This is a genomic window from Paenibacillus wuxiensis, from assembly GCF_040195695.1.
Taxonomy (GTDB): domain Bacteria; phylum Bacillota; class Bacilli; order Paenibacillales; family Paenibacillaceae; genus Paenibacillus_B; species Paenibacillus_B suaedae.
In genome coordinates, this window is record NZ_JBEFZI010000017.1 from 1 (window position 1) to 22,825 (window position 22,825).

Below are 22,825 nucleotides of genomic sequence, written 5' to 3' on the forward strand. Positions count from 1 at the left end.
CACGCCGCCAGCGTTCGTCCTGAGCCAGGATCAAACTCTCCGTTAAAGTTAAGTTTGAACTGCTCATATCTTTTGACGAGGTATTGCTACCTCATTCACAAACGTTGCTCGTTGTTCAGTTTTCAAAGAACAATCTCAGTCAGTAACCAATCTCTCAGTTACTTTCTTTTTCTCACCGCTTTGTCAGCGGCGACTTTTATATCTTATCATTTCGTTCAGTTGTTGTCAACACTTTTTTAAAACTTTTTTTCAATCTCTTTTCGAGACTGTTTTTTGTTTTAAGTTTGTTAACTCATGTCCGAAGCGACATTGATTAATTTATCATAAAGACAAGGGGTGCGTCAACCACTAAATACCTACCATTTTAAGGGAAATGACAAGCGCTAGTCCCGGGATACCCAGAAGCCCCACTCCTGTTAATGTGGCAGGGTTGATAGGTACATGGATTCCCGCTATCCACCCCGTCGAATTCACGATGTACAACAGCGCAAATGCGCTAACTCCATGAAGAAGAAAGGTTATGATACCACGCCATGCCAGCCGCTGACGAAATAGCACAATGAACAATCCAGCAATGGACACAAGGAGCAGACCAACCAACAGCATTTTCATCACTATAATACCTCCCCTAACCGCAATGCATGCATCCCTACGCGCTTGGCTCTCTTCATCAGCATGGCAATCCGCTTCTCAGCTGCCTCAAGCGTCGAGATCGCATAATCCACCTCATCTGTACCTAGTGCATGCTCAAATCGCACACAAGCCATTCTCCACTCCGCAACCGCATTACGGATATCCCTCATAAGAAGCTGCTGCTCAGACAACATTAACCCATACTCACGCTTGTCCCTATTTCGCATGAACCAGTTCTTCATACGTTTCCACATGAGTTCCCCTCCCCACATTCACTTTAGTCATGAATATGAACGTCGGGACGAGACTAGAACCTCTTTATGAGCTGCTTCGACCATGCGAGATAGCACTCTAATGAACAGGAATATCAATCATTCCTCTTATAGATAACAAAAAAAAGCCCTCGATATTCGAGAGCTTCTATATCAAATCATGAAGAAACAACATTTCAGGCCTGCTCACGATGGAGATCCACCATTACAGAACATCCCTCCGGCCTTCTAACGCCTTAGACAAGGTCACCTCATCGGCGTATTCGAGGTCACCACCCACAGGAAGTCCATGAGCAATTCTCGTTACACGAATGCCAAACGGCTTCACAAGCCGCGAAATATACATCGCTGTTGCTTCCCCTTCAATATTTGGATTCGTAGCCAAAATCAATTCTTTGACCCGCTCATCACTCAAACGCTTAAGCAGCTCAGCAAGACGTATATCCTCTGGGCCTACTCCCTCCATTGGTGATATCGCGCCCTGTAGCACATGGTAATACCCCATGAACTCTTTCGTTCGCTCCATCGCAACCAAATCCTTCGTTTCCTGAACAACACACATTACTGAGGCGTCACGTGTCTTATCCGAGCAGATACGGCAAGGATCAATATCTGTAATATTGCAGCACACAGAGCAGTAGTGCAGGTTCCGCTTCACATTAACGAGCGCCTTTGCAAAATCAATAACGTCATCTTCCTGCATGCGGAGTACATGGAACGCAAGACGAGCCGCTGTCTTCGGCCCAATACCGGGCAAATGTGTAAATGCCTCGATCAACTTGGCGATCGGTTCTGGATAATACAATGCGGGCTCTCCTTTACGATAGCTTAATCAACGAACTCAACGTCGTCTCACATCAAAAAATGTCCCCTAAATGGTAGAAACGGCATATACCAGAATCGGTATATGCCTCACATTCGTGTTTCTCTACATTAGAACAAGCCAGGAATTTTCATTCCGCCTGTGAATTTAGACATGTCGTCATTTGCCATGTCTTCTGCTTTAGTCAACGCATCGTTAACTGCAGTAATAACAAGGTCTTGAAGCATTTCGATATCTTCTGCATCTACTACTTCTGGTTTGATGGAGATGCTAAGCAGTTTTTTGTGGCCGTTAACCTCTACAGTAACAGCTCCGCCGCCAGATGTACCAGTTGCTTTCTTTTCAGCCAACTCTTCTTGAGCTTTCAACATTTGTTCTTGCATCTTTTTAACTTGTTTCATCATTTGGTTCATATTGTTCATCGCCGTGAATCTCCTTTTTTCTCCATTTAAGATAAGTTACTCTTTTATGACAACGAGATCTTCTCCAAATAACTGGATTGCCTCGTCAATCCATGGTTCTTGAGAATGATTGCGGCCTTCTTGGCCCTCTGGCTCCAGTTGGAACTCTTGCTCTTCCTTATCCTCTGTCTGGGCGGCTGCAGCCTCCCAGTCCTTGAGCATCATCGTATCCATCTGGTATGTCTTGCCGAAGGTCTCGGATAGCACTTGCTCAATCACTTGCTTGTTAGTCGGCTTCTCCGTCGTATCACGATGAATCGAATTTTTGAAACCAATAAGAATTCGATCCTCTAGACATGATACAGGCTCACCGTTAACCAGCCAAGCATGAATGGTAACACCGGCTTCCTTCACTCGCTGAAGCACTTGTCCCCAAGTCCCTCGAATGCGATTGAATTCGGCGCTGTTATGATTCGCAAGGTACCGTGTGAACTGCGGCGGCTGCTTAGAGAACTTGGATACGTGTCCAGATGGGCGAGTCGCAGCAGGCGTACGCTCATGCGTTACCTGTTCCTGACGACCTCCACCTGACTTCATCAGCTGTTCAACCTTCGTCTCTAAGGACGTAATCTGTTGACGCAAATGTTGCAGGGAGGATGAATGTTCCATTCCATCCTGCCGAACCTCTCCCTGAGCGGAATCCCCAGTGTCCGTATAATGATTCATCGGACGCTGTCCTGAAGCTGCCAATTGAAGCAGCGCGACTTCGAATAAAGTCTGCGGCTGCACAGCATACTTCATATCCGTCTGGTATCGATTCAGCGTATCAATGATATGAAATAGACGACTCTCTGTGAATCCCTCCGCCATTTCACGGAAAGACTCTACGCGAGTCAACCGGTCCGTTAGCGCATCCCCGCTCGGCACCATCTTCATCATAAGCAGATCTCGGAAAAAGTACAACAGGCTTTCCATACACTTATCCGCACTCTTGCCTTCCTGCATCAACTGCTCAACCACCGAAAGAACAGAACCTACATCACCCGCCTGTACTGCTCGGGCAAGCTCCGCAAACCTCTCTTCGGGCATACCTCCTGTAATGTCCAATACCTGTTGATAGGTAATGGCTCCATCAGTAAAGGAGGCAGCTTGATCCAGCAAGCTGATCGCATCACGCATCCCGCCATCAGACAGCTTCGCAATATAAGTCAAACTGTCATGATCTGCCTGGATGCTCTCTTCTTCGCACACCTGAGCCAAGCGCTGTACTTGCTCAGCAAGTGAAACTCGACGAAAGTCAAATCGCTGGCAACGCGAAATAATCGTGGCCGGAAGTCGATGCGGCTCCGTTGTCGCCAAGATGAACATCACATGCGCCGGCGGCTCTTCTAACGTCTTCAACAAGGCGTTAAAAGCTTCTGTCGTCAACATGTGTACTTCGTCAATGATGTACACTTTGTAGCGAACTTCAGTTGGCGCATACTTCACCTTTTCGCGAAGATCGCGAATTTCCTCTACGCCGCGATTCGATGCAGCATCGATTTCCACTACATCCATCACCGCGCCAGCTGTTATGCGCCGACACGCTTCACAAGCGTTGCAAGGCTCCGGGCCTGGCCCTTGTTCGCAGTTGACAGCCTTCGCCAGTATTTTCGCCGCACTTGTCTTCCCGGTTCCTCTTGGACCGCTGAACAAATATGCATGCGAAAAACGCTGCTCCCGCAGCGAATTTTGCAGCGTTTGAATAATATGCTGTTGTCCGACCATGTCTTGAAATGACTGTGGTCTCCATGCGCGATACAATGCGATATGAGCCATGATGCAACCTCGAAAACGTTTTTACTTATTATACTATATCATAACCTCTAAAAAAACAGCCATTCCCTCTCTTTGGAAAAGAGAGGCGTTCGTCACTGCTGCTATGAACCCTGATAAGGGACAGCGAGCGTGAATGTCGTGCCAAACCCCTTGGATGAAACGCGTATCGTACCGCCCAAATCATGGATAATCCGTTGGCATACCGATAATCCAAGCCCTGTCCCATTCTGCTTCGTGGTGAAGAAGGGATCGAATATCTTATCGACGAGGAACGCAGGAATTCCCGGCCCCGTATCATGGATATCAATCAACACACGTTGCTCCACACTATCCCGCTTCACACTTACCGTAAGTGTGCCACCCTCCACCATCGCCTCAATACCATTTTTGGCGATGTTGATGAACACTTGCTTCAGCAGCTCGCGATCGGCAACCACGTTCGGCACAGTCTCTCCCGCCTCGTATCGAACATGTACGCCGTGCAGCACTGCTTCACTCCGAATAATCGGCAAAATATCATTCATCACCTGATATACATTCACACGCTCAATCGTGACATGCTTCGGTTTGCTTAAGAGTAGAAACTCCCCAACCAACTCATTGATTCGGTTGATTTCGGTCAGCATGATCTCGGTGTAATGGACTTCCTTCGCCATCCCTTTGTCACGCAGCGTCTTCTTGAACATTTGCAGAAACCCTTTAATAGAGGTCAAGGGATTACGAATTTCATGGGCTGTTCCTGCGGCAATCTGTCCAATCATCGCCAGACGGTCGCTTCGCTGTACCTGCTCCTCCAACGAGCGCAAATTGGACACATCCTTGAATAGCACATAAGCACCTACGATCTGCTGCTGTTCATCACGCATGACATTCGAATCCATAAGAAGCTCATATCGATCCACACCATTGCACCAAGAGACAGCATGATTCCGCACACTCACACCTTCAAGCAGAGAACGTTGTACGAGATGATGCTCTGTAGGCATGTCACCAAACAGCTCATTGACCCGTCTCCCGAGCGCCTTCTCTCTCTCCCATCCCATCACTATGCACGCCATATCACTGATGTCTACCAATGTGAACTGATTATTCAGCAGCATGATCCCTAAATTCACATCCTGAATAAAAGCACCGGCAAATTGCTGCAGCAGCGTTAGTTCCGTATCCGCCGCCTGTACATTTGCTCCTTCATTGCAGGAATCAGACATAGAATTCTGCGACAGAGCGCCGTGTAACGGCATGCTTGAATCGATCATACACTCACCTCTTTTTGCAGAAACGAAAATGAGATATCCGCTCACTTGCTGTTCACTCTAAACTTCGCCATCAGGCAATCTTTTTCCTGCTGTTTATATAATATGAACATGTATTCATATTTATTGAAACAAAAAAACACCGGTTATCCCGGTGTCCTCGTATGCACTATATGAACCGTGCACCTGTTATTGATAATTGCGATCCGAGCGGCACTTCTACACTACGACTCAGGCCAGGCTTCCCTCCGGCACATGAGCTCTCCTACTTATGGCTGCTTCCTTCCGGACCTGACCAAGTTCATAGGCACCCATTGCGGAGGACCCAGCCGTCAACACCGAGTGTAAACGCCAAACCCCACATCGACAAAACCTCTAACAGGAATTCAACCTCGCTACAGCGGATTGCGAGTTACAGGGCACCGCTACCTCCCCGTCTAGCACGGCATAACTTAGTATAGACGATTTGCTGCAAAAGTGCAACTGACGTCATTTGTTAACAGATATGGCATCTGCTTCTTCCTTACTGTCATCCACATCTCCTTCCATTTGTTGCAAATACTTCAACAGCACACAAAGCAATGAACTCATAAGTCCACATCCTAAATAAATCCACGGCGTAGCACCTGATACCGGATACAGCCATTGCAGTGCACAAGCTGATAACACCGCATATACCAGTACATAAATGACCCAGAATGAAGCAAGGGACACAGTCTTAGCCGCCCAGATGAGCTCCAAAATGATAACCCCTACTAATGCGAAACTTGTGACAGCGAGACTGAGCCATGCCAGTACAACATTACCATCCGGCAGAACTGGCCACCCCCAAGCAGGAAGGGCCCTTGCAGCCAAGCGAAAAATACCATATTCAACCCCAACAACGAAGAAAGTAGCAACCATCACAATGAATGCGTCTTTGAACAACGTACCCATTCCTCTTTGCACACGATGCCCAAATTGTTCCGATCGCGCATGCTTGCGCCGTTCACTCCACTCTCCTGCCGCAACAAATAGAACCCCCAAGAAAAGCGCGCTTCCCACGATGGACAAGGGCAGCTCACCCTTGATGATGTGCCATATAAATCCCAAACTAAGCTCAAACAACCTTTCGATCATGCCGTTCACGCTCCGCTCCTTCTACTGTGGCCCCAATTCAAAGTCCAAATTCACCGGTTCTTTGGGCATTGTATCATTTACCGCTGGTCCACCCGTAGTAGGTACAGATTCATCAACAATATCCAAGCGAAATCCATCCACCCAGACTTGACCCGAACCGCTTAATAGCACGCCAAATGCAATCGCCTCCGCATAAGGTGCAATATCAAGTACAACTTCATATGGCCTCCATTCGGTCGTGCCGCTAATCGGACGATTGTCCATGTTGTCGAAGTTAATAGGCACTTCATCCTTCCCGTCAATCCGCATCCACATGCCAGCCCATCCCTGCACGTCGTCCGTCTTCAGAAACGCTGATAAACGAAGGCGCTGTCCCACATAATTCTCAGCCTTGAACATTTGCATCAACGTGCCAAATCCTCGTGGATCCGCATCCACTCTTCCTTGAATTGTACCTGACGACCTCCCGCGATATACATGAACGTGATCAAGAGTAACGCTATATTGGTGCGGATACACACCTGTTATGATCCATCCCTGTGGAGCAGACTGCATCATCCCATATCCGGTATTCTCAGATTGATTGTTCTCATCCATTCGATGATCCCCCTCTGGCGTGTAAAAGCATCGGAAACCTTGGCGGTATACATGCGGTGTCATGCCATACCGCTGCTTAAAAGCACGAGTGAAGCTGTCTTGCCCAGAAAATTGATATTCTAATGCGATGTCCAGTATGCGCTTGTCCGTTGACAACAGCTCCACCGCAGCCCTTGCCAATCTGCGCTCCCGTAATAATGTCCCCACACTGACACCCACATGCCGCTGAAACACACGATTAAAGTGAAAACGGGAGACCTTGCAATGTTCCGCTATGTCTGCTGCATCCACGTCCTCTGTAATATGCAGCTCTATGTAGGCTATTGCTTCTTTGATCCATTTCTCGTGCTCCAGCCACATTGCCAGCCCTCCCAAGTCATCTTGAGGCAATGCCAGCACATGCCTCGGAAATCCCCGTTCCATTTTATCGTATCGCATTTCCTCCCCCATTGTTTTGACATTTTGTGCGAAATCGAGTTCCGGACAGCAAGCATCAAGACAGGAGGATAAAAATATACAAAAAAAAATGAACTCCCTTGGCTGTTGCCAGCAAGGGAGTCCATATCGTAAACAGACGTATTAGATACCGTATTTCTTTTTGAATCGATCCACACGACCACCAGCATCCAAGAACTTCTGCTTACCTGTGAAGAATGGATGGCAAGCGGAGCAAACCTCTACCTTCAAGTTCTCTTTAACGGAACCTGTTTCGAAAGAGTTGCCGCATGCGCAAGTTACAGTCGTAATGAAGTATTTCGGTTGAATTGCTTCTTTCACTCGAATTCACCTCTTTCCGCCCTGAGCCCTTTGCGTGCCCAGAGTATATAAAAACACATGAATGGATTATAGCATGTTTGCATCTAGTTCGCAATCTCATGTTATAACCATATTCTTGTCCGCCATAACAGCGAACGAGCGCTTAGGAGCTCACAGAGCTGCTGCGTGTTCTGCGCGGAGGCGGGGTTGGTGTTCCGCTCGTATCAAGTGCTGCAAGGAACTCTTCGTTCGTCTTCGAATCACGCATCTTCTTCAAGAATTGATCCACGAATTCCGGAGACTCGTTCATGTTCTTACGAATTGCCCACAGCTTATCAAGCTCTTCCTTCGACAACAGCATTTCCTCGCGACGTGTACCCGAGCGACGAATATCGATAGCCGGGAAGATACGGCGTTCAGCCAGCTTACGATCCAGATGAAGCTCCATATTACCCGTACCTTTAAATTCTTCATAAATGATGTCATCCATACGTGATCCTGTCTCAACAAGTGCCGTTGCCAAGATCGTCAAGCTTCCACCCTCTTCAATGTTGCGGGCAGAACCGAAGAAGCGCTTTGGACGATGGAAGGAAGCTGGATCAATACCACCAGACAACGTACGGCCAGACGGCGGAACCACGAGGTTGTATGCTCGCGCCAAACGCGTAATACTGTCAAGCAGGATAACAACATCCTTCTTATGTTCCACGAGACGCAGTGCACGCTCCAGAACAAGTTCTGTTACCTTGATGTGGTTCTCAGGCACTTCATCAAATGTGGATGCTACAACCTCACCTTTTACAGAACGCTGCATATCCGTTACTTCTTCCGGACGTTCATCAATAAGTAGAACGAACAGTTCAATCTCAGGATGGTTGGTCGAGATGCTATTTGCAATCTCCTTCAGAAGCAATGTCTTACCTGCCTTAGGAGGGGCGACGATTAGCCCGCGTTGTCCAAGACCAACAGGTGCGAGCATGTCCATAATGCGTGTGGACACTTTGTTGGAAGCCATCTCAAGCACAAGTTTCTTCTCTGGATATAGCGGCGTCAGGGCCGGGAAGTGCAAGCGTTGAGCTGCTTCATCCGGATTCTCACCATTGACGGCGTTAATCTGAAGCAATCCGAAATAGCGTTCGTTCTCTTTTGGCGGACGGCATTTTCCCGATACAAGATCACCAGTACGCAAATCAAATCTGCGAATCTGAGATTGAGAGATATAAATATCTTCCGAGCTAGGCAAATAGTTAATAGGACGCAAGAAGCCGAAGCCCTCTGGAAGGATGTCCAATACTCCCTCCATAAACATGAAGCCGCCTTGTTCCGCCTGCGCGCGCAAGATAGCAAATATTAATTCTTTTTTCTTCATTTGACCATAGCCAGGAATCTGAAATTGTTTTGCTAGTTTATATAGCTCGGTCAGCTTCTTCGTTTCCAAATCGGAAATTTGTAAATCCATGAATACAACTCCTATTCTGTTGATAAATACAAATGATGTCAGAAGGATAAGTCCATTGTGAAATCGTTACGTATAAACGCAGCGGCGTGTCAACATGAGATATGAAGGCTGGTTGATACAATGAGATGGTGGACAGATAACAGATGGGAACCATTCGGTCTGGGTAAAAGATAGCCGTTGAAGCGAAGCACTTATGGAAGTGATGGTGCTAAACGCTGCAGCCTCTCCAAGGAATAGAAAGGGAAATACTCTTCGTACGTTCAATCCTGCCAAAAAGTTGCATTTTCTTCTGTATCCGAAAGAGAATGCTCCACTTCCACTCTCTTTCGGACACAGTCCAATACACAAACGACGAATACTAGATGAAATTCCGCACAGCCACATGAGCAGGGCGCATCATGGGGCGCATCGCCACACCTTAACTGACGATCGCGAAATGATCATTATCCTATTTTTACCCTATTACCGTCGAATTATTCCGTCTGACGCCATACATCAGCGCCTAAATTTCGCAAATTCGTGACTAGGTTGTCATAGCCACGGTCAATATACTCTACGCCGGAGATTTCAGTAATGCCATCCGCTACTGTTAGTCCTGCAATGACAAGCGATGCTCCCGCACGCAAATCCGCTGCTTTCACTTTCGCGGCATGCAACTTGGTTCCTTCAATGACAGCAGAGCGACCTTCTACACGGATTTTGGCTCCCATGCGAAGCAGCTCAGGCACATTCTTAAATCGATTGCTATATACGAGATCGGACAGCATACTTACACCAGTTGCTTGCGTGAGCAAGCTTATCATCGGTGATTGAAGATCGGTTGCGAACCCTGGATATACAAGCGCCTTTACATCGATAGACTCGTAGTCAGGCTGGCCAAGCACGCGAAGGGACTCGTCCCCTTCTACGACTTGCACACCCATTTCCTCCAGCTTCGCCGTAAGTGCTTCCAAGTGCTTAGGGATAATATTGTCGATGAGAATATCGCCGCGCGTTGCAGCAGCAGCGATCATATAGGTTCCTGCTTGAATGCGATCCGGAATGATAGAATGACGGCAGCCATGCAGCCCTTCTACACCTTCAATACGAATCGATTCTGTACCAGCACCCTTGATTTTGGCACCCATTGCATTGAGCAGGGTCGCCACATCTATAATTTCAGGCTCTTTGGCCGCATTTTCGATAATGGTGATGCCTTTGGCTCGGGAAGCCGCAAGCATAATATTAATGGTTGCTCCTACACTAACCACATCGAGGTAGATTTTTGCGCCGCGCAATTCACGCGCCGAAATATGGATCGCTCCATGTTCATTGGTTACCGTAGCACCCAATGCTTCGAATCCTTTAATATGCTGATCTATCGGACGGGGTTCAAAGTTGCATCCTCCAGGCATGCCTATTGTCGCTTCGCCAAAGCGGCCGAGCAAGGCGCCCATTAAATAATAAGAGGCCCGCAATTTCTTCACAGGTCCGTTATACATCGGCATCGAAATCATGCTAGATGGATCAATTCGCAAGGCAGAACCTTCCCAGCTTGCCTCTCCACCGAGTTCGGTAATAATCTCCGTATAGGTTGCAACATCACTTAATGCCGGCAAGTTATCGAGCACTACTTCACTCTCTGCTAAAATCGCCGCAGGAATGAGTGCGACTGCACTGTTCTTCGCACCGCTGATCTGCACAGTGCCACGCAGCGGCCGCCCACCGCAAATCATTAACTTTTCCATCACAAGCTAAGTTCCCCCCACGCCGCACCTATCACAGGTTCGGCTCGCCCATATGCTTTATTGGATTCATGTTCATTCATCATAACGCTAAATAATCGCAAAAAAGGGAAGAACACCGGCGAACCGGTGCTTTTCCCGCATTCGTAAACATAAATATGAGTATCGATTATGCTTGGTTGTTGGATCCGAACAAGCGGATTTTGTTGCGAACAACTTCAACCATTGCATTGCGTGCTGGCGTCAAGTATTTGCGAGGGTCGATAACGTTCGCATCTTTAGCCAATGCTTCGCGGATAGCCGCTGTGCAAGCAACTTGGTTTTCTGTGTTCACGTTGATTTTACCTGCACCTGCTGCGATCGCCTTGCGGATGGATTCGTCAGGTACACCGGAACCGCCGTGCAATACGACTGGAACTGGGATTTTGGAAGCTACTGCTTCAATGATATCGTAGTGAAGTTTAGGCTCGCCTTTGTACATGCCGTGAGCAGTACCAACAGCGATTGCAAGTGCATCTACGCCCGTTTCTTCGTAGAAGCGGATTGCTTCTTCTGGGTTAGCCAATTGAGCTGCATCTTCGTCTACGTGAAGATCGTCTTCAACACCGCCGATTGTACCCAATTCACCTTCAACGGATACGCCCATAGCGTGAGCTGCTTTAACGACTTCTTTAGTCAAACGGATGTTGTCTTCGTATGCATGGTGGGAACCATCGAACATAACGGAAGAGAATCCGGCACGAATACAAGCCATAGCTACTTCAAATGTGCTACCATGGTCAAGGTGCAAAGCGATTGGCAAGCCGGATTTCTTAGCAGCTGCCTCAGCCATTGCTACTGTGTACTCCATTCCCATGTAACGCAAAGCGCCTTCGGATACACCAAAGATAATTGGCGCGTTTTCTTCCATCGCCGCTTCTGTAATTGCTTGTGTGAATTCCAAGTTATTGATGTTGAACTGACCTACTGCAAATTTGTTTTCTTTTGCTTTAGGCAAGAACTCGTTCATCGAAACTAATGGCATGGTCTCCATCCTCCTAGGAAGTTGTTCGTCGTCTGTCTATCTAGATTATAGCCGACATCTTATACGGTGTTATTATATCACAATTGGGTGTGAAAAAGTAAACAACCTCTTGACAAAACAGCTACATTACGTTTACAGCAATCGCTTTCCCCGAAACCGCTGCCTCATTGGCCGCTTCCATCAATTTTGTTAGGTCTAGCGCCATTTTTACGTTGTCCATGCACACTTCTCTGCGCTGCACATGACCGACCCATTGCTCAAACATATTCGGGATTGGTTCATCAAATGGAACGATGTTCCACTCCCCATCACTCTCATTCAATCGAATGCGGATTTGCTCATCCGGCATTCCGTACATAATGCTTCCTCTTGCACCATGAATCTCAATCATGAACGGGGATTGACCGGTAACAAACCCTGTTTCAGCAATGCCAATGGCACCTCCAGTATACTGGAGCAGCGCAACTGCGTTGTCCTCTACTTCTTTACCCGTAACATAGCCATACGACGCAGTTACGGCCTCAGGCATTCCCAACAGTGCACGGGTAATGTACATCGGATGACAGCCAAGATCAATCATTGCCCCACCACCGCATTCCGCCCGGTTGTAGAAATGCTCTGGCAGCCATCCTGCCAGCGCTCCATTATGCGCCATACGCACACGGACAAGCGATACATCGCCTATAGCACCCTCTTCTACTATCCGATGCAGCGTAACAATATCGCGCTCACACAGCTTCCGAAGAGCAACATTCAACACAACACCATTGGCTTCCACAGCATTCACGATGCGATCCGCTTCAGCTGACGTAAGCGCTAATACTTTCTCAGTGAAGATGTGCTTGCCAGCTTCCGCTGCCTTCACCATAATATCCTCGTGAAGGGAGGTCGGCGCTACTACGACAATCGCATCAATATCCTCTCTCAGCAGCATGTCATCCAAGTCCGGATAATAAGGCACATGATAACGGCCTGCATAGCGCTCACCGCGCTTGGCATCTTCATCCCATATTCCAACTAGCTCTGTATCTGGATGATGAAGGATAAAATCTGTATACTCTTCTGCATGAACATGCCAATAACTACAAACTGCTACACGTATCATCATTAACACCCCTGTATGATCCCTTATTGTCTTACTGATGTTATTTTGCTTAGCAAGTATAGGCCAGGATTTAGACAACACGAGAAACGAGGAAAGCCCCTAATGGGGTCTCTGCTGAGCGCCCTCCACTAGAGGCATGTCCAATTCTTCGTTCTTCGTACCACATAGCAATAATTGAAGACCATCCTCCGACCTTGCTCGGATAACATTGAAGAAGGCCAGGGCATCCCCCGGCATGTTTCTTGTTTATCGTTCGTACGCCACTTCTAAGAAGGCATAGTCATCTGATTATTCGGCTGTCCCTGCTCTAATGTCATATTGACCGCAATCCTCATCTCATCGATGTCGAAAGGCTTCGTAAAGTGCATCAATGCTCCGAGATCCGTAGCTTCCTTAATCATATCCAACTCGCCATAAGCGGTCATCATAATCACATTCATATGCGGCTTCATCAACTTGATCTGCTTCAAAATTTCCAACCCATCCATGCCCGGTATCTTCATGTCCAACAGGACAATATCCGGCGACTCCTCTCTTACGATCTCAAGCGCCATCTTGCCATTGGAAGCTTGATAGGTCGTATAACCTTCGCTACTGAACACTTCCATGAGAAGAACCCGAATACCATTCTGATCATCGACAATCAATACTTTCTTATTACTCAACTGGTACCCCTCCCACCGCGTCTCACGAGCGAGTGTGCAGCATCCTCTAGTTCGAATGAGTTAATCTCTCACACTGCATGCTTATTTTACCACTCCACATGTACTGTACATATTCGCTTCTTTACAATAAAATCCTTCTTCTTTCAGGAAAAACATCACAACTCCCACATAAAAGCAAAAAAAGCGAAGACTCTCCAATTAGGAAAGCCTTCGCTTCATATATTTTATGCGTTATTATCCACGGTGCTTCATTGCCGCTTTGACGAATTCACGGAACAATGGCTGCGGACGGTTCGGACGAGAGATAAACTCTGGATGGAACTGAACAGCCAAGAACCATGGATGGCTTGGAAGCTCGACAATTTCCACCAGTCGGCCGTCTGGGGACGTACCGCTAATCTTCAATCCAGCACCTTCAATTACTTCACGATATTCATTGTTGAATTCATAGCGATGGCGGTGACGCTCGTACACCAGCTCATCATTGTAGCAAGACATAGCGAGTGATCCCTCTTGCAGCTTGCAAGGGTACAGACCAAGACGCATTGTGCCGCCCAAATCTTCAATATCCTTCTGCTCTGGAAGCAGATCGATAACCGGATATTCTGTTGCTGGGTTGATTTCGGAGCTGTTCGCGCCATTCAATGCTGCGATAGAGCGTGCATATTCAATAACCGCAACTTGCATACCAAGGCAAATACCGAAGAACGGAATTTGTTGTTCACGCGCATAGCGGATCGCTGTTACTTTACCTTCGATACCACGATCGCCAAATCCACCTGGTACCAAGATACCGTGTACACCCGACAACTCTGCATCTACGTTTTCTTCTGTAATCTCTTCTGCATTCACCCAACGGATATTGACTTCTGTATTTGCATCAATACCTGCGTGAGCCAATGCTTCTACGATAGACAAGTATGCATCATGAAGAGCAACATACTTACCAACGATTGCAATCTCAACTTGTCCTTGAAGTTGCTTCACACGGTCAACAAGCTTCGTCCATTCCACCATGTCTGGTTCTGGTGTTTGAAGCTTCAAATGATTTACAACATAATCATCCATTCCTTGCTCATGAAGCATCAATGGTACTTCATACAACGTGGAAGCGTCACGGCATTCTACAACCGCATTCGCATCAATGTCGCAGAACAAGGAAATCTTGCGCTTCATATCCTCTGCAAGCTCATGTTCTGTTCGGCATACGAGCATATTCGGTTGAATACCGATGCTGCGCAATTCTTTGACACTGTGCTGTGTCGGCTTCGTTTTCACTTCGCCCGCAGCCTTGATGTAAGGGATCAAGGTAACGTGAATATACATCACGTTGTCACGACCTACATCACTCTTAATTTGACGAATTGCTTCCAAGAACGGCAAGCTCTCGATATCGCCGACTGTACCACCGATTTCGGTAATAACTACATCAGAGCCGGATTCCTTACCTGCACGGAATACGCGTTCTTTGATTTCATTTGTAATATGCGGAATAACTTGTACAGTTCCGCCAAGGTATTCACCGCGGCGTTCCTTTGAAATAACTGTAGAATACACTTTACCTGTTGTCACGTTGCTGTTCTTCGACAGGTTGATGTCGATGAAGCGCTCGTAGTGACCCAAGTCAAGGTCTGTCTCAGCTCCGTCATCTGTTACGAATACTTCGCCATGCTGATAAGGGCTCATTGTGCCCGGGTCAACGTTAATGTAAGGATCAAATTTTTGGATCGTTACTTTGAGCCCCCGATTTTTCAGCAATCTGCCCAGGGATGCAGCCGTAATCCCTTTACCAAGAGAAGAAACGACGCCGCCCGTTACAAAAATATACTTTGCCACTGGTGAAACCCTCCTATGATCAAGTGCATTCAAGACATGTTCTCGGGAGGCTTTGTCTGTAGAACAGGTTCGATACACGCAAGTTCCATAATCTCATGATGTTATCGTAACCCATTTATGCGATATTCATTGATGCAAAATGTCATTAAAAAAGCTCCTGTCTAAAATGTCCGGAAATGGTGTTCCGTAGTGGACGGGAGCTATTTTATACGAATCAAATTGTACCAATTGCAATCGGCAACAAAGCCATAAAAAACTGCAATTCGTATCCTAAAAAAACAAAAAAGTGACTCCCGTAGTGTCACGGGGCACTTTCTTCATATGTGAAAATGACTCTATTTAATTACGTGCAAATGCAAAGCCCATATGCTAGTTTACTCTGTAGGCATTCTCGTGTCAAGGGAGATCGAGTTGATTTTTCGCAGGGGCAGTTTATATGGAAAATGCCGCTTACGTATCCCTCCTGAACATACCCCAGATCAGCTAGGATATACAGGAAAAATAAGCAAGCGGCATTCTAAAATGCGAAATCAAATCCTGAAGAGGATCTTACATATCCTCTTCCCGGTCATCCTCTTCTTCGAAGTCATCGTTTTCTTCTTCGTTCAGATCCGCATCTTCTTCATCGATTTCCTCTTCGATGTCAACATCATCTTCTACATCAGAATCTTCATCCTCGAAGATCTCCTCTTCCTCTTCGCCATCTTCATCGACGAAGTCGAAGTCTTCTTCTTCATCATTGTTGAAGCTGTCGTCATCATCAGAGTAATCATCATCGTCGTCATCATTAATGATGCGTGGACGAGGTGTACCCCCGGTCATCGCCTCTTCAGAACGGTCAACCGGATACCAGCGCTTCAATCCCCACAGGTTCTGGCCAACACAAGCAAAACGACCGTCAATGTTAATTTCCGTATATAACTGCGCAATGACATCGTTAATTTGCTCTTCGTTCAGACCCCGCAGCTTAGCGACTTCATTCATGAGATCGCGGTAATAGAAAGGCGTGTTGGCAGCTTTCAGTACCATGAAGGCAAGATCCACCATCGGTATTTCTTGCACTTTTTCAGGGTCTAATTTCAAATCCAGCGGTGTGCTCATTCGGACACATCCTCTCTCTCTAAAAAGTTCAAATTGCATTCACTTATCCATGTTCACACATAAGTAAACCCGATCTCAAGTGAAAATGCAAGTTTTCTTCCTATAGACGAAGAAATGCCACAAGTCGGACAAAAAATAGAAACGCGAAGGGAATCCCTTCGCGTTCGACTGTATCCGCACCCGATGAAGGCTCACGCCCCGTATCGGGTGTGCTAAGCCCTTCGTCGGCTCTTCTTCATACTATGTCCGTGGAAGTCTTTTGACACGGTGGAAGGCCTATCTTTCGCAAAAAAGGCATCTACCCCAGTCCACGCCGGGGTCTGATGCATACGATATGTAAAATTGTCTGTTCAAAAAGACGCTTCAACCGATCCACATTCGTTCGGGTTCACTTGATTATCATATGTACGCTTTTTGAACAACCGTTACAAAGGAACTGTCGGGAGGGACTCGACAATGGATATTACGGGCTTACTCCAGTTACTTATTCAAGGGCTCAGTACCACTAAGCCCTGCGAACGACAACTGCTCATCCGCTTCCGCACCCATGAACAGTATGAACAATGTTCCGAGGTGCTGCATGAACTCGAAGCAAGCAGATCTGAGCTTGCTGATATTCGCAAGGTTCCACTCATTGATGGCTGGGTATATCCGGCCAGAACGGACTTCGATTCCACCCTGCTATCGACCGCTTATGATGTTATCGTAGAAGAAGATATTCATCTCTCGATGCACGCCGTATCCCAGCGTCCTGTCAATTGGGAGCGCGGCATTCCTTGGGGGGTTAAGCACATCAAAGCACCCCAAGCTTGGAGCACGACTACCGGTTATCGTGTTCATATTGGTGTCATTGATACCGGGGCTGATTTCCACCATCCTGACCTTCGGCACTCGCTCACCCGCGGCATTAATCTGATCCAGCGCGGTTTGCCCCCACATGACGACAATGGCCACGGCACCCATATCGCAGGTACGATCGCCGCTGCCAATCAAATGTACGGCATTATCGGAGTGGCTCCTCGCGCCATTATTCATCCCGTTAAAGCATTCGATGAAAATGGAGCAGCCTTCGTATCTGATATTATCCAAGGCATTGATTGGTGTGTCCGCCATGGTATGAATATCATTAATATGAGCTTCGGCATGAAGACCCGCAGCAAGTCGCTGCTCACTGCTGTCACGAACGCTTATAATGCTGGCGTAACCGTTGTCGCCTCCTCTGGCAATGATGCAAAGCGGAAGTCTATTGATTACCCCGCCCGTTACTTGCAGACGATCTCGGTTGGAGCTACTGATCGAATTCGGAAAATTGCCTCCTTCAGCAACCGCGGCCGTTACGTCGACATCTATGCACCCGGCGATAAAATTGTATCTGCTTGGATCAAGGGCAAATATCATGAAATGAGCGGCACCTCAATGGCCACCTCACATGTAAGTGGCGCTATTGCTCTGCTGCTTGCCATGAAGCCTGGTCTCAAGCCTGGTGAAATCAAAACCTTGCTGCGACGATCGGCAAGTCCGATGCGAAGCCGGAATACTACTTCTCGTAGTTTAGGAGAAATCGATGTCATGCGCCTCCTTAAGGAAGCAGAACGCTGACGAGATCCGAACGGGAACAAACACGAGAATGGATGGAAACAAAACAAGGGCAGCCGAGCAAGTCGACTGTCCTTGAAGTTCATTCATGTAGTTGTGCTGTGGTCTAGGAGGCCATTACCGGATCTAGCTTCGTTCGAGGCGTGTTCCACAACTCTGTCCACTTCTTGATTGCAGAGATGAGGATGATGACTCCGAGCACCATCATAATAATTGACAACGATGCATTCAGAATGCTGTAGCCCTTATTAGTTGGATTCAAGTACACATTGGATATCATCCATATTCCCGCATAGTTAACGGTTACGAACAAGTAAGCGAGCGGCACAAGACAAGTAAGTGCATACCAGCGCTTATCCGCAATCTTCATAATAACCGTAGCACCGATGATAAGACCGATGGAAGCCATCATCTGGTTCGATACCCCGAACAGCGCCCATACCGATCCAATATCGCCAGAGAAGAGCAGGTATCCCCACAAGAAGCAAGCAAGCGCACTAGCAAAGATGGAGCCAGGTACCCAATCTACTCGTTTCAATGGCTTATACACTTCTCCGAAGAAGTCTTGGATAATGTAGCGCGCCACACGTGTTCCCGCATCAATTGCGGTTAGGACGAATACCGCCTCGAACATGATAACAAATTGGAAGAAGTACGACGAAAGCGATTCGAACCATGGGAACTTCGTGAAAATGTACGTCATGCCAACTGCGAGTGTTACAGCTCCACCCGTGCGGCCTTCCAAGTTCAAACCGATCTCTCGCGCGAGATCCGGCAAATGAACCACATTCATGCCCAGCGTCTTAAACGCTTCTGGCGTTGAGTTAATTGCGAAGTAATCAGCAGGCTGCAAGGCAGTTGCCGCTATAAGTGCCATAATCCCTACAACGCATTCGACCAGCATCGCGCCGAAGCCAACGACTTTAATATCGCTCCAGCGATCCAGCATTTTCGGTGTCGTACCCGATCCTACGAAGGCGTGGAAGCCAGAGATTGCTCCACAAGCTATCGTGATCGAGATGAACGGCCATACTGGGCCTGCCAGTATTGGGCCTCCGCCGTTGATGAATTCAGTTACGGCAGGGAATGGAATATCAGGATTGATAATGAACACACCAACGATAAGAGCAATGAATACTCCGATCTTCATAAAGCTGCTCAAGTAGTCGCGCGGTGCAAGGAGAAGCCATACAGGCAGTGCTGCCGCAAAGAATGCATATATCGGCAAAATAATTGCCAGCGTCTTCATATCAAAGGTCAACCATTGGCCAAGCGCGGTACCTTGAATGTAGGGACCCATAAATACACCGACCATCAAAAGTACAAAACCAACGGTAGAGGCAAGCTTCAAATTGCCTGTCTTCTTGTACCAAATCCCAACCATCATGGCAATCGGGATCGTGATGCCTACCGAGAAGGTTCCCCATGGATTGTGTTCAAGCGCATGGAGCACTACCATCGACAGACCCGCCATCGTAATCGTAATAATGAACAGCATCGCTAGGCCCGTACAGAAGCCTGCCACTGGCCCAAGCTCATCCTTCGCTACCTCAGAGAGCGACTTGCCTTGCTTGCGCATGGAAGCGAACAATACAACCGCATCATGTACAGCACCGCCGATAACGGCACCGATCAACAACCAGAGCAGCCCTGGCAGATAACCGAACTGGGCAGCTAATATCGGACCAACTAACGGCCCTGCCGCAGCAATGGCTGCGAAGTGATGACCGAAGGTCACCCATTTATTCGTCGGCACATAATCCTTGCCGTCATTTAATTCGTGCGCCGGAGTAGGCTTGGAATCGTCTAGCTTTAACACTTTGTTTGCCATAAATGTTCCGTAGAGGCGATAGGTGATCATCAAGATGCAAATCGAACCAATCACTATTGAAACCGCATTCATGATCGTCCACTCCTTTCGAGCTGTTGCTGTTATCTTACCTTATGAAAACAGCATTACCCTGTTTTCAAAGCAGAATGCCGCATGTCCATGATGAAGTGCACAAAAAAAGGATTGAAATGCAAACGGTTTCAACCCTCTCTTCTATCCTTATTCGCCTCTTCTCCATCTCATTCCAAAATTGATTGGATGATTGGTGAACGCCACTATTTTAAAATCCTAGAAGCTGCTTAAGTCCCTTCATATAGGTACGACTCACAGGCAAGCTGGATCCGTCCTGCATCTTCAGTTGGCATGTGGAGTGGAACCATGGCTCAATCTCTACAATGCGATCCACATTCACCAAGTAGGCCCGATGCACACGAATAATGGATGGGTGAATCAGCTTCCGCTCCAGTACACTAAGTGGTTCTCCTACACGATAGCGCTGTTCTGTCGTTGCGACGACTGTCTTTCCCTCTTCAAACCCGATGTACACGATGCGATCCACATGCAGAACAACAATGCGCTCATCCACCGTCGTAATGGCAAGCCGCTCTACCCGTTCTGTCGGGGTAGACCGGGAATGTGATATTACCTCATTCTGCATCAATGTAACTGAACGCGAGCCCTGCTTCTCCAGCTTCTCGACGGTTAGCTGAATGCGCTGCTCATCGAACGGCTTTAGAATATAGTCAGCAGCGTTCAACTCGAAAGCACGCAGCGCATATTCATCATACGCCGTTGCGAATACAATCGCAGGTGGCTCATCCAACGCGCCCAACCGTTCTGCTGCCTCCAACCCACTCGCTTCGGCAAGTTGAATATCGAGAAATACGACGTCCGGACGTAGCGCCCCTATGCGCTTCAACGCCTCTTCCATCGATTCTGCCTCTCCTACAACGTCAACCCGCTTCGTCCGGCGAAGCAGATAACAGAGTTCGTCACGAGCTAGCGGCTCATCATCCACGATAAATACTTTCAACATTGATGTCCCCCCGTTCGCTATAATGGATCGGCAACGTAATCGTAACCGATGTCCCTTCTCCAAGTGTACTATCGATTATGATCGAGCCCCTGCTTCCATACAGTTCTTCTATTCGCTTCACAATGTTGCACAGCGCTGTGCCTGTTCCTTCTGCAGACGGAACCGCCTCATTGCCAAGCGCGGCCATGGACTCTGGTGCTATGCCCTTCCCATTATCCTTGGTCGTAATCGTCACGCTAGCTCCATTCACCTGCGCCCGAATCGATACTATTCCTTGCGACAAAGTAAATCCCTTGGAGAAGGCATGCCGAATCGCATTCTCCACCAGTGGCTGAAGCGTGAATGGCGGTATTAGTACGTCCATAAGAGGACCGTCAATGTCCGTCTCTACGACATATTTGCCGGGGAATCTCGCCTGTTCCAATGACAAATACGCTTCCACATGCTCTAATTCCTTGTGCAGCGGGATAAGCATCTTACGTGCGCCCTGCAGATTGCTGCGGAAAAACACACTGAGCTGCTGCAGCAATTTGCGCGCCTTCTCCGAATCGGTGCGGCAGAGAACGGATATGGTATTGAAGGCATTAAATAGAAAGTGCGGGTGAACCTGAGCTTGCAGCGCCTTGATCTCCGCATCCTTCAGCAGCCGACTCTGCCGTTCTGCTTCCGCCAATTCCAACTGGGTGGAGAACAGCTTGCCAAGACCCTCTGCAAGCTCTCGTTCTACTCGATCCAGCCGTGAGGGCTGCTTGAAGTACAGCTTCAATGTGCCCACCGTACGGTCATGCACCTTAAGTGGTAATACGTATGCAGCTTGCAAAGGACAACTCGGCTCGAAACACTGAATCTCTTCTCGTGAGGATGCCTTATGAACAATGCCCTCCTCCAGCACTTGCTTCGTCAACTGCGTGGATATTCCATTCAACGGCACATGATGGTCGTCCCCCGCCCCCACGTGCGCAAGAATGTGATGCTCATCTGTAATGGAGATCGCGTCAGCATTCGTACCTTTCCATATGATCAACGCCGCTTCTCGGCATGAATCGCTATTTAACCCTTGACGGAAAAACGGCAAGGTCTGATCGGCGATATGAAGAGCGTTATGGGTCAACAGCGCCCGAGAGCGCTCCTCTTCCTCATAGATGGATTGAATAATCAGCATGAATAATAGAATGCCGAATCCATTGACCGCGACCATCGGTACACTGATCAGCTTGACGAGTTCCCAAGCAGAGCTCCAAGGTTCCGCTACGAGCAAGATGATGCCCATCTGCGCACACTCCATCCCTATGCCGATCAACGCTGCATGCCATGCAGCATGCTTGCCTTGAATCATACGAAAGCGCTTTCCAACGAGCCCAGTGATAATACCAGCCATTATCGTCGATATCCCACAAGCAGCAGCGGTATAGCCGCCAAGCGATAGGCGATGCAAGCCCGCAATTAACCCAACACCTGTTCCGACAAATGGACCGCCAAGCAGTCCTCCAATGACAACACCCATAATGCGTGTATTTGCAATGGCACTCCCCGTCTCTATATCCATATGCCAAGCTTGTGAATATACCGAGCTATTATGAATTTGCACACCAGTATAGTTGCTGATTACCCCAAACGCGCCGAACACGAAGATCAGCAGCCATTTCTCAGCTGTACCGTGTTCATTATGAACAATATGTCGAAATGACTTCATACGCGACAGCACAAATGCGATGATCAGTAATACGCCAACCCGCTCGATCATCAGCGGAAGCAGATACAGCATCCTCGTCACCT

General features: G+C 47.9%; 20 protein-coding genes and 1 other RNA gene. 1 reads left to right on the forward strand and 20 read right to left on the reverse strand.

Features of this window, described 5'->3' with window-relative positions:
• Window positions 1–348 precede the first annotated feature (348 nt).
• The 17 genes from ABN764_RS27425 to rpoE form a co-directional block, all read right to left on the reverse strand.
• Window positions 349–612: a pro-sigmaK processing inhibitor BofA family protein gene (locus tag ABN764_RS27425; RefSeq protein ID WP_446673743.1), complete on the reverse strand. Its 264-nt coding sequence runs from the start codon at window positions 610–612 to the stop codon at window positions 349–351.
• 2 nt (window positions 613–614) lie between these two features.
• Window positions 615–887 (reverse strand): hypothetical protein, encoded by a 273-nt coding sequence (locus ABN764_RS27430; protein WP_028532440.1) that lies wholly within the window; start codon window positions 885–887, stop codon window positions 615–617.
• Between the two features lie 223 nt (window positions 888–1,110).
• Window positions 1,111–1,710, reverse strand: coding sequence for a recombination mediator RecR (gene recR / locus ABN764_RS27435; RefSeq protein WP_021253424.1), 600 nt, complete (start codon window positions 1,708–1,710; stop codon window positions 1,111–1,113).
• Window positions 1,711–1,838: 128 nt separating this feature from the next.
• Window positions 1,839–2,150 carry a YbaB/EbfC family nucleoid-associated protein gene (locus ABN764_RS27440; protein WP_021253425.1) on the reverse strand — a complete coding sequence of 104 codons (312 nt, stop codon included), beginning with the start codon at window positions 2,148–2,150 and terminating at the stop codon, window positions 1,839–1,841.
• 36 nt (window positions 2,151–2,186) lie between these two features.
• Complete coding sequence (gene dnaX / locus ABN764_RS27445; protein ID WP_268627226.1) at window positions 2,187–3,947, reverse strand: DNA polymerase III subunit gamma/tau; 1,761 nt, start codon at window positions 3,945–3,947, stop codon at window positions 2,187–2,189.
• A 101-nt stretch (window positions 3,948–4,048) separates the two neighbouring features.
• A complete protein-coding gene (locus ABN764_RS27450; RefSeq protein ID WP_090514527.1) occupies window positions 4,049–5,155 on the reverse strand; it encodes an ATP-binding protein in 1,107 nt (368 codons plus the stop codon).
• A 223-nt stretch (window positions 5,156–5,378) separates the two neighbouring features.
• Window positions 5,379–5,646: signal recognition particle sRNA large type (gene ffs / locus ABN764_RS27455), an RNA gene on the reverse strand.
• A gap of 43 nt (window positions 5,647–5,689) precedes the next feature.
• Window positions 5,690–6,328 (reverse strand): hypothetical protein, encoded by a 639-nt coding sequence (locus ABN764_RS27460; RefSeq protein ID WP_446673705.1) that lies wholly within the window; start codon window positions 6,326–6,328, stop codon window positions 5,690–5,692.
• 12 nt (window positions 6,329–6,340) lie between these two features.
• Complete coding sequence (locus ABN764_RS27465) at window positions 6,341–7,354, reverse strand: helix-turn-helix transcriptional regulator (protein WP_446673706.1); 1,014 nt, start codon at window positions 7,352–7,354, stop codon at window positions 6,341–6,343.
• A 141-nt stretch (window positions 7,355–7,495) separates the two neighbouring features.
• The gene (rpmE, locus tag ABN764_RS27470; RefSeq protein WP_021253430.1) at window positions 7,496–7,693 is read right to left on the reverse strand and encodes a 50S ribosomal protein L31; all 198 of its coding nucleotides are present in this window, start codon (window positions 7,691–7,693) and stop codon (window positions 7,496–7,498) included.
• A 142-nt stretch (window positions 7,694–7,835) separates the two neighbouring features.
• On the reverse strand, window positions 7,836–9,131 hold the full coding sequence (gene rho / locus ABN764_RS27475; RefSeq protein WP_021253431.1) for a transcription termination factor Rho: 1,296 nt from the start codon (window positions 9,129–9,131) through the stop codon (window positions 7,836–7,838).
• Window positions 9,132–9,604: 473 nt separating this feature from the next.
• Window positions 9,605–10,858, reverse strand: coding sequence for a UDP-N-acetylglucosamine 1-carboxyvinyltransferase (murA, locus tag ABN764_RS27480; protein WP_021253432.1), 1,254 nt, complete (start codon window positions 10,856–10,858; stop codon window positions 9,605–9,607).
• A 166-nt stretch (window positions 10,859–11,024) separates the two neighbouring features.
• A complete protein-coding gene (gene fba / locus ABN764_RS27485) occupies window positions 11,025–11,879 on the reverse strand; it encodes a class II fructose-1,6-bisphosphate aldolase (protein ID WP_021253433.1) in 855 nt (284 codons plus the stop codon).
• 121 nt (window positions 11,880–12,000) lie between these two features.
• The gene (locus ABN764_RS27490; RefSeq protein WP_446673707.1) at window positions 12,001–12,984 is read right to left on the reverse strand and encodes a Gfo/Idh/MocA family protein; all 984 of its coding nucleotides are present in this window, start codon (window positions 12,982–12,984) and stop codon (window positions 12,001–12,003) included.
• Between the two features lie 266 nt (window positions 12,985–13,250).
• Entirely contained in the window at window positions 13,251–13,649 is a 399-nt protein-coding gene (locus ABN764_RS27495; RefSeq protein WP_446673708.1) for a response regulator, read from the reverse strand.
• Window positions 13,650–13,883: 234 nt separating this feature from the next.
• A complete protein-coding gene (gene pyrG / locus ABN764_RS27500) occupies window positions 13,884–15,485 on the reverse strand; it encodes a CTP synthase (RefSeq protein ID WP_021253436.1) in 1,602 nt (533 codons plus the stop codon).
• Window positions 15,486–16,034: 549 nt separating this feature from the next.
• Window positions 16,035–16,586: a DNA-directed RNA polymerase subunit delta gene (gene rpoE, locus ABN764_RS27505; RefSeq protein WP_021253437.1), complete on the reverse strand. Its 552-nt coding sequence runs from the start codon at window positions 16,584–16,586 to the stop codon at window positions 16,035–16,037.
• 456 nt (window positions 16,587–17,042) lie between these two features.
• Here rpoE and ABN764_RS27510 point away from each other — a divergent pair, with 456 nt between their 5' ends.
• Window positions 17,043–18,185, forward strand: a complete 1,143-nt coding sequence (locus ABN764_RS27510) for a S8 family peptidase (RefSeq protein ID WP_028532432.1) — start codon at window positions 17,043–17,045, stop codon at window positions 18,183–18,185.
• A gap of 103 nt (window positions 18,186–18,288) precedes the next feature.
• Here the strand turns inward: ABN764_RS27510 and cstA are convergent, their stop codons facing one another.
• The 3 genes from cstA to ABN764_RS27525 all read right to left on the reverse strand — a co-directional run bounded on the left by cstA (window position 18,289) and on the right by ABN764_RS27525 (window position 22,814).
• A complete protein-coding gene (gene cstA / locus ABN764_RS27515; protein WP_021253439.1) occupies window positions 18,289–20,085 on the reverse strand; it encodes a carbon starvation protein CstA in 1,797 nt (598 codons plus the stop codon).
• Window positions 20,086–20,293: 208 nt separating this feature from the next.
• Window positions 20,294–21,049 carry a LytR/AlgR family response regulator transcription factor gene (locus ABN764_RS27520; RefSeq protein WP_446673709.1) on the reverse strand — a complete coding sequence of 252 codons (756 nt, stop codon included), beginning with the start codon at window positions 21,047–21,049 and terminating at the stop codon, window positions 20,294–20,296.
• Window positions 21,024–22,814 carry a LytS/YhcK type 5TM receptor domain-containing protein gene (locus ABN764_RS27525; protein WP_446673710.1) on the reverse strand — a complete coding sequence of 597 codons (1,791 nt, stop codon included), beginning with the start codon at window positions 22,812–22,814 and terminating at the stop codon, window positions 21,024–21,026. Before ABN764_RS27525 ends, ABN764_RS27520 begins: the two co-directional genes overlap by 26 nt.
• Window positions 22,815–22,825: the final 11 nt, after the last annotated feature.

What these genes read in the sequence shown, in the direction of transcription:
- ABN764_RS27425 (WP_446673743.1), bottom strand. Translation starts at nt 612, where the DNA reads ATGAAAATGCTGTTGGTTGGTCTGCTCCTTGTGTCCATTGCTGGATTG.
- ABN764_RS27430 (WP_028532440.1), bottom strand. Translation starts at nt 887, where the DNA reads ATGTGGAAACGTATGAAGAACTGGTTCATGCGAAATAGGGACAAGCGT.
- ABN764_RS27440 (WP_021253425.1), bottom strand. Translation starts at nt 2,150, where the DNA reads ATGAACAATATGAACCAAATGATGAAACAAGTTAAAAAGATGCAAGAA.
- dnaX (WP_268627226.1), bottom strand. Translation starts at nt 3,947, where the DNA reads ATGGCTCATATCGCATTGTATCGCGCATGGAGACCACAGTCATTTCAA.
- ABN764_RS27450 (WP_090514527.1), bottom strand. Translation starts at nt 5,155, where the DNA reads ATGTCTGATTCCTGCAATGAAGGAGCAAATGTACAGGCGGCGGATACG.
- ABN764_RS27465 (WP_446673706.1), bottom strand. Translation starts at nt 7,354, where the DNA reads ATGCGATACGATAAAATGGAACGGGGATTTCCGAGGCATGTGCTGGCA.
- rho (WP_021253431.1), bottom strand. Translation starts at nt 9,131, where the DNA reads ATGGATTTACAAATTTCCGATTTGGAAACGAAGAAGCTGACCGAGCTA.
- murA (WP_021253432.1), bottom strand. Translation starts at nt 10,858, where the DNA reads ATGGAAAAGTTAATGATTTGCGGTGGGCGGCCGCTGCGTGGCACTGTG.
- fba (WP_021253433.1), bottom strand. Translation starts at nt 11,879, where the DNA reads ATGCCATTAGTTTCGATGAACGAGTTCTTGCCTAAAGCAAAAGAAAAC.
- ABN764_RS27490 (WP_446673707.1), bottom strand. Translation starts at nt 12,984, where the DNA reads ATGATACGTGTAGCAGTTTGTAGTTATTGGCATGTTCATGCAGAAGAG.
- rpoE (WP_021253437.1), bottom strand. Translation starts at nt 16,586, where the DNA reads ATGAGCACACCGCTGGATTTGAAATTAGACCCTGAAAAAGTGCAAGAA.
- ABN764_RS27510 (WP_028532432.1), top strand. Translation starts at nt 17,043, where the DNA reads ATGGATATTACGGGCTTACTCCAGTTACTTATTCAAGGGCTCAGTACC.
- cstA (WP_021253439.1), bottom strand. Translation starts at nt 20,085, where the DNA reads ATGAATGCGGTTTCAATAGTGATTGGTTCGATTTGCATCTTGATGATC.
- ABN764_RS27520 (WP_446673709.1), bottom strand. Translation starts at nt 21,049, where the DNA reads ATGTTGAAAGTATTTATCGTGGATGATGAGCCGCTAGCTCGTGACGAA.
- ABN764_RS27525 (WP_446673710.1), bottom strand. Translation starts at nt 22,814, where the DNA reads ATGCTGTATCTGCTTCCGCTGATGATCGAGCGGGTTGGCGTATTACTG.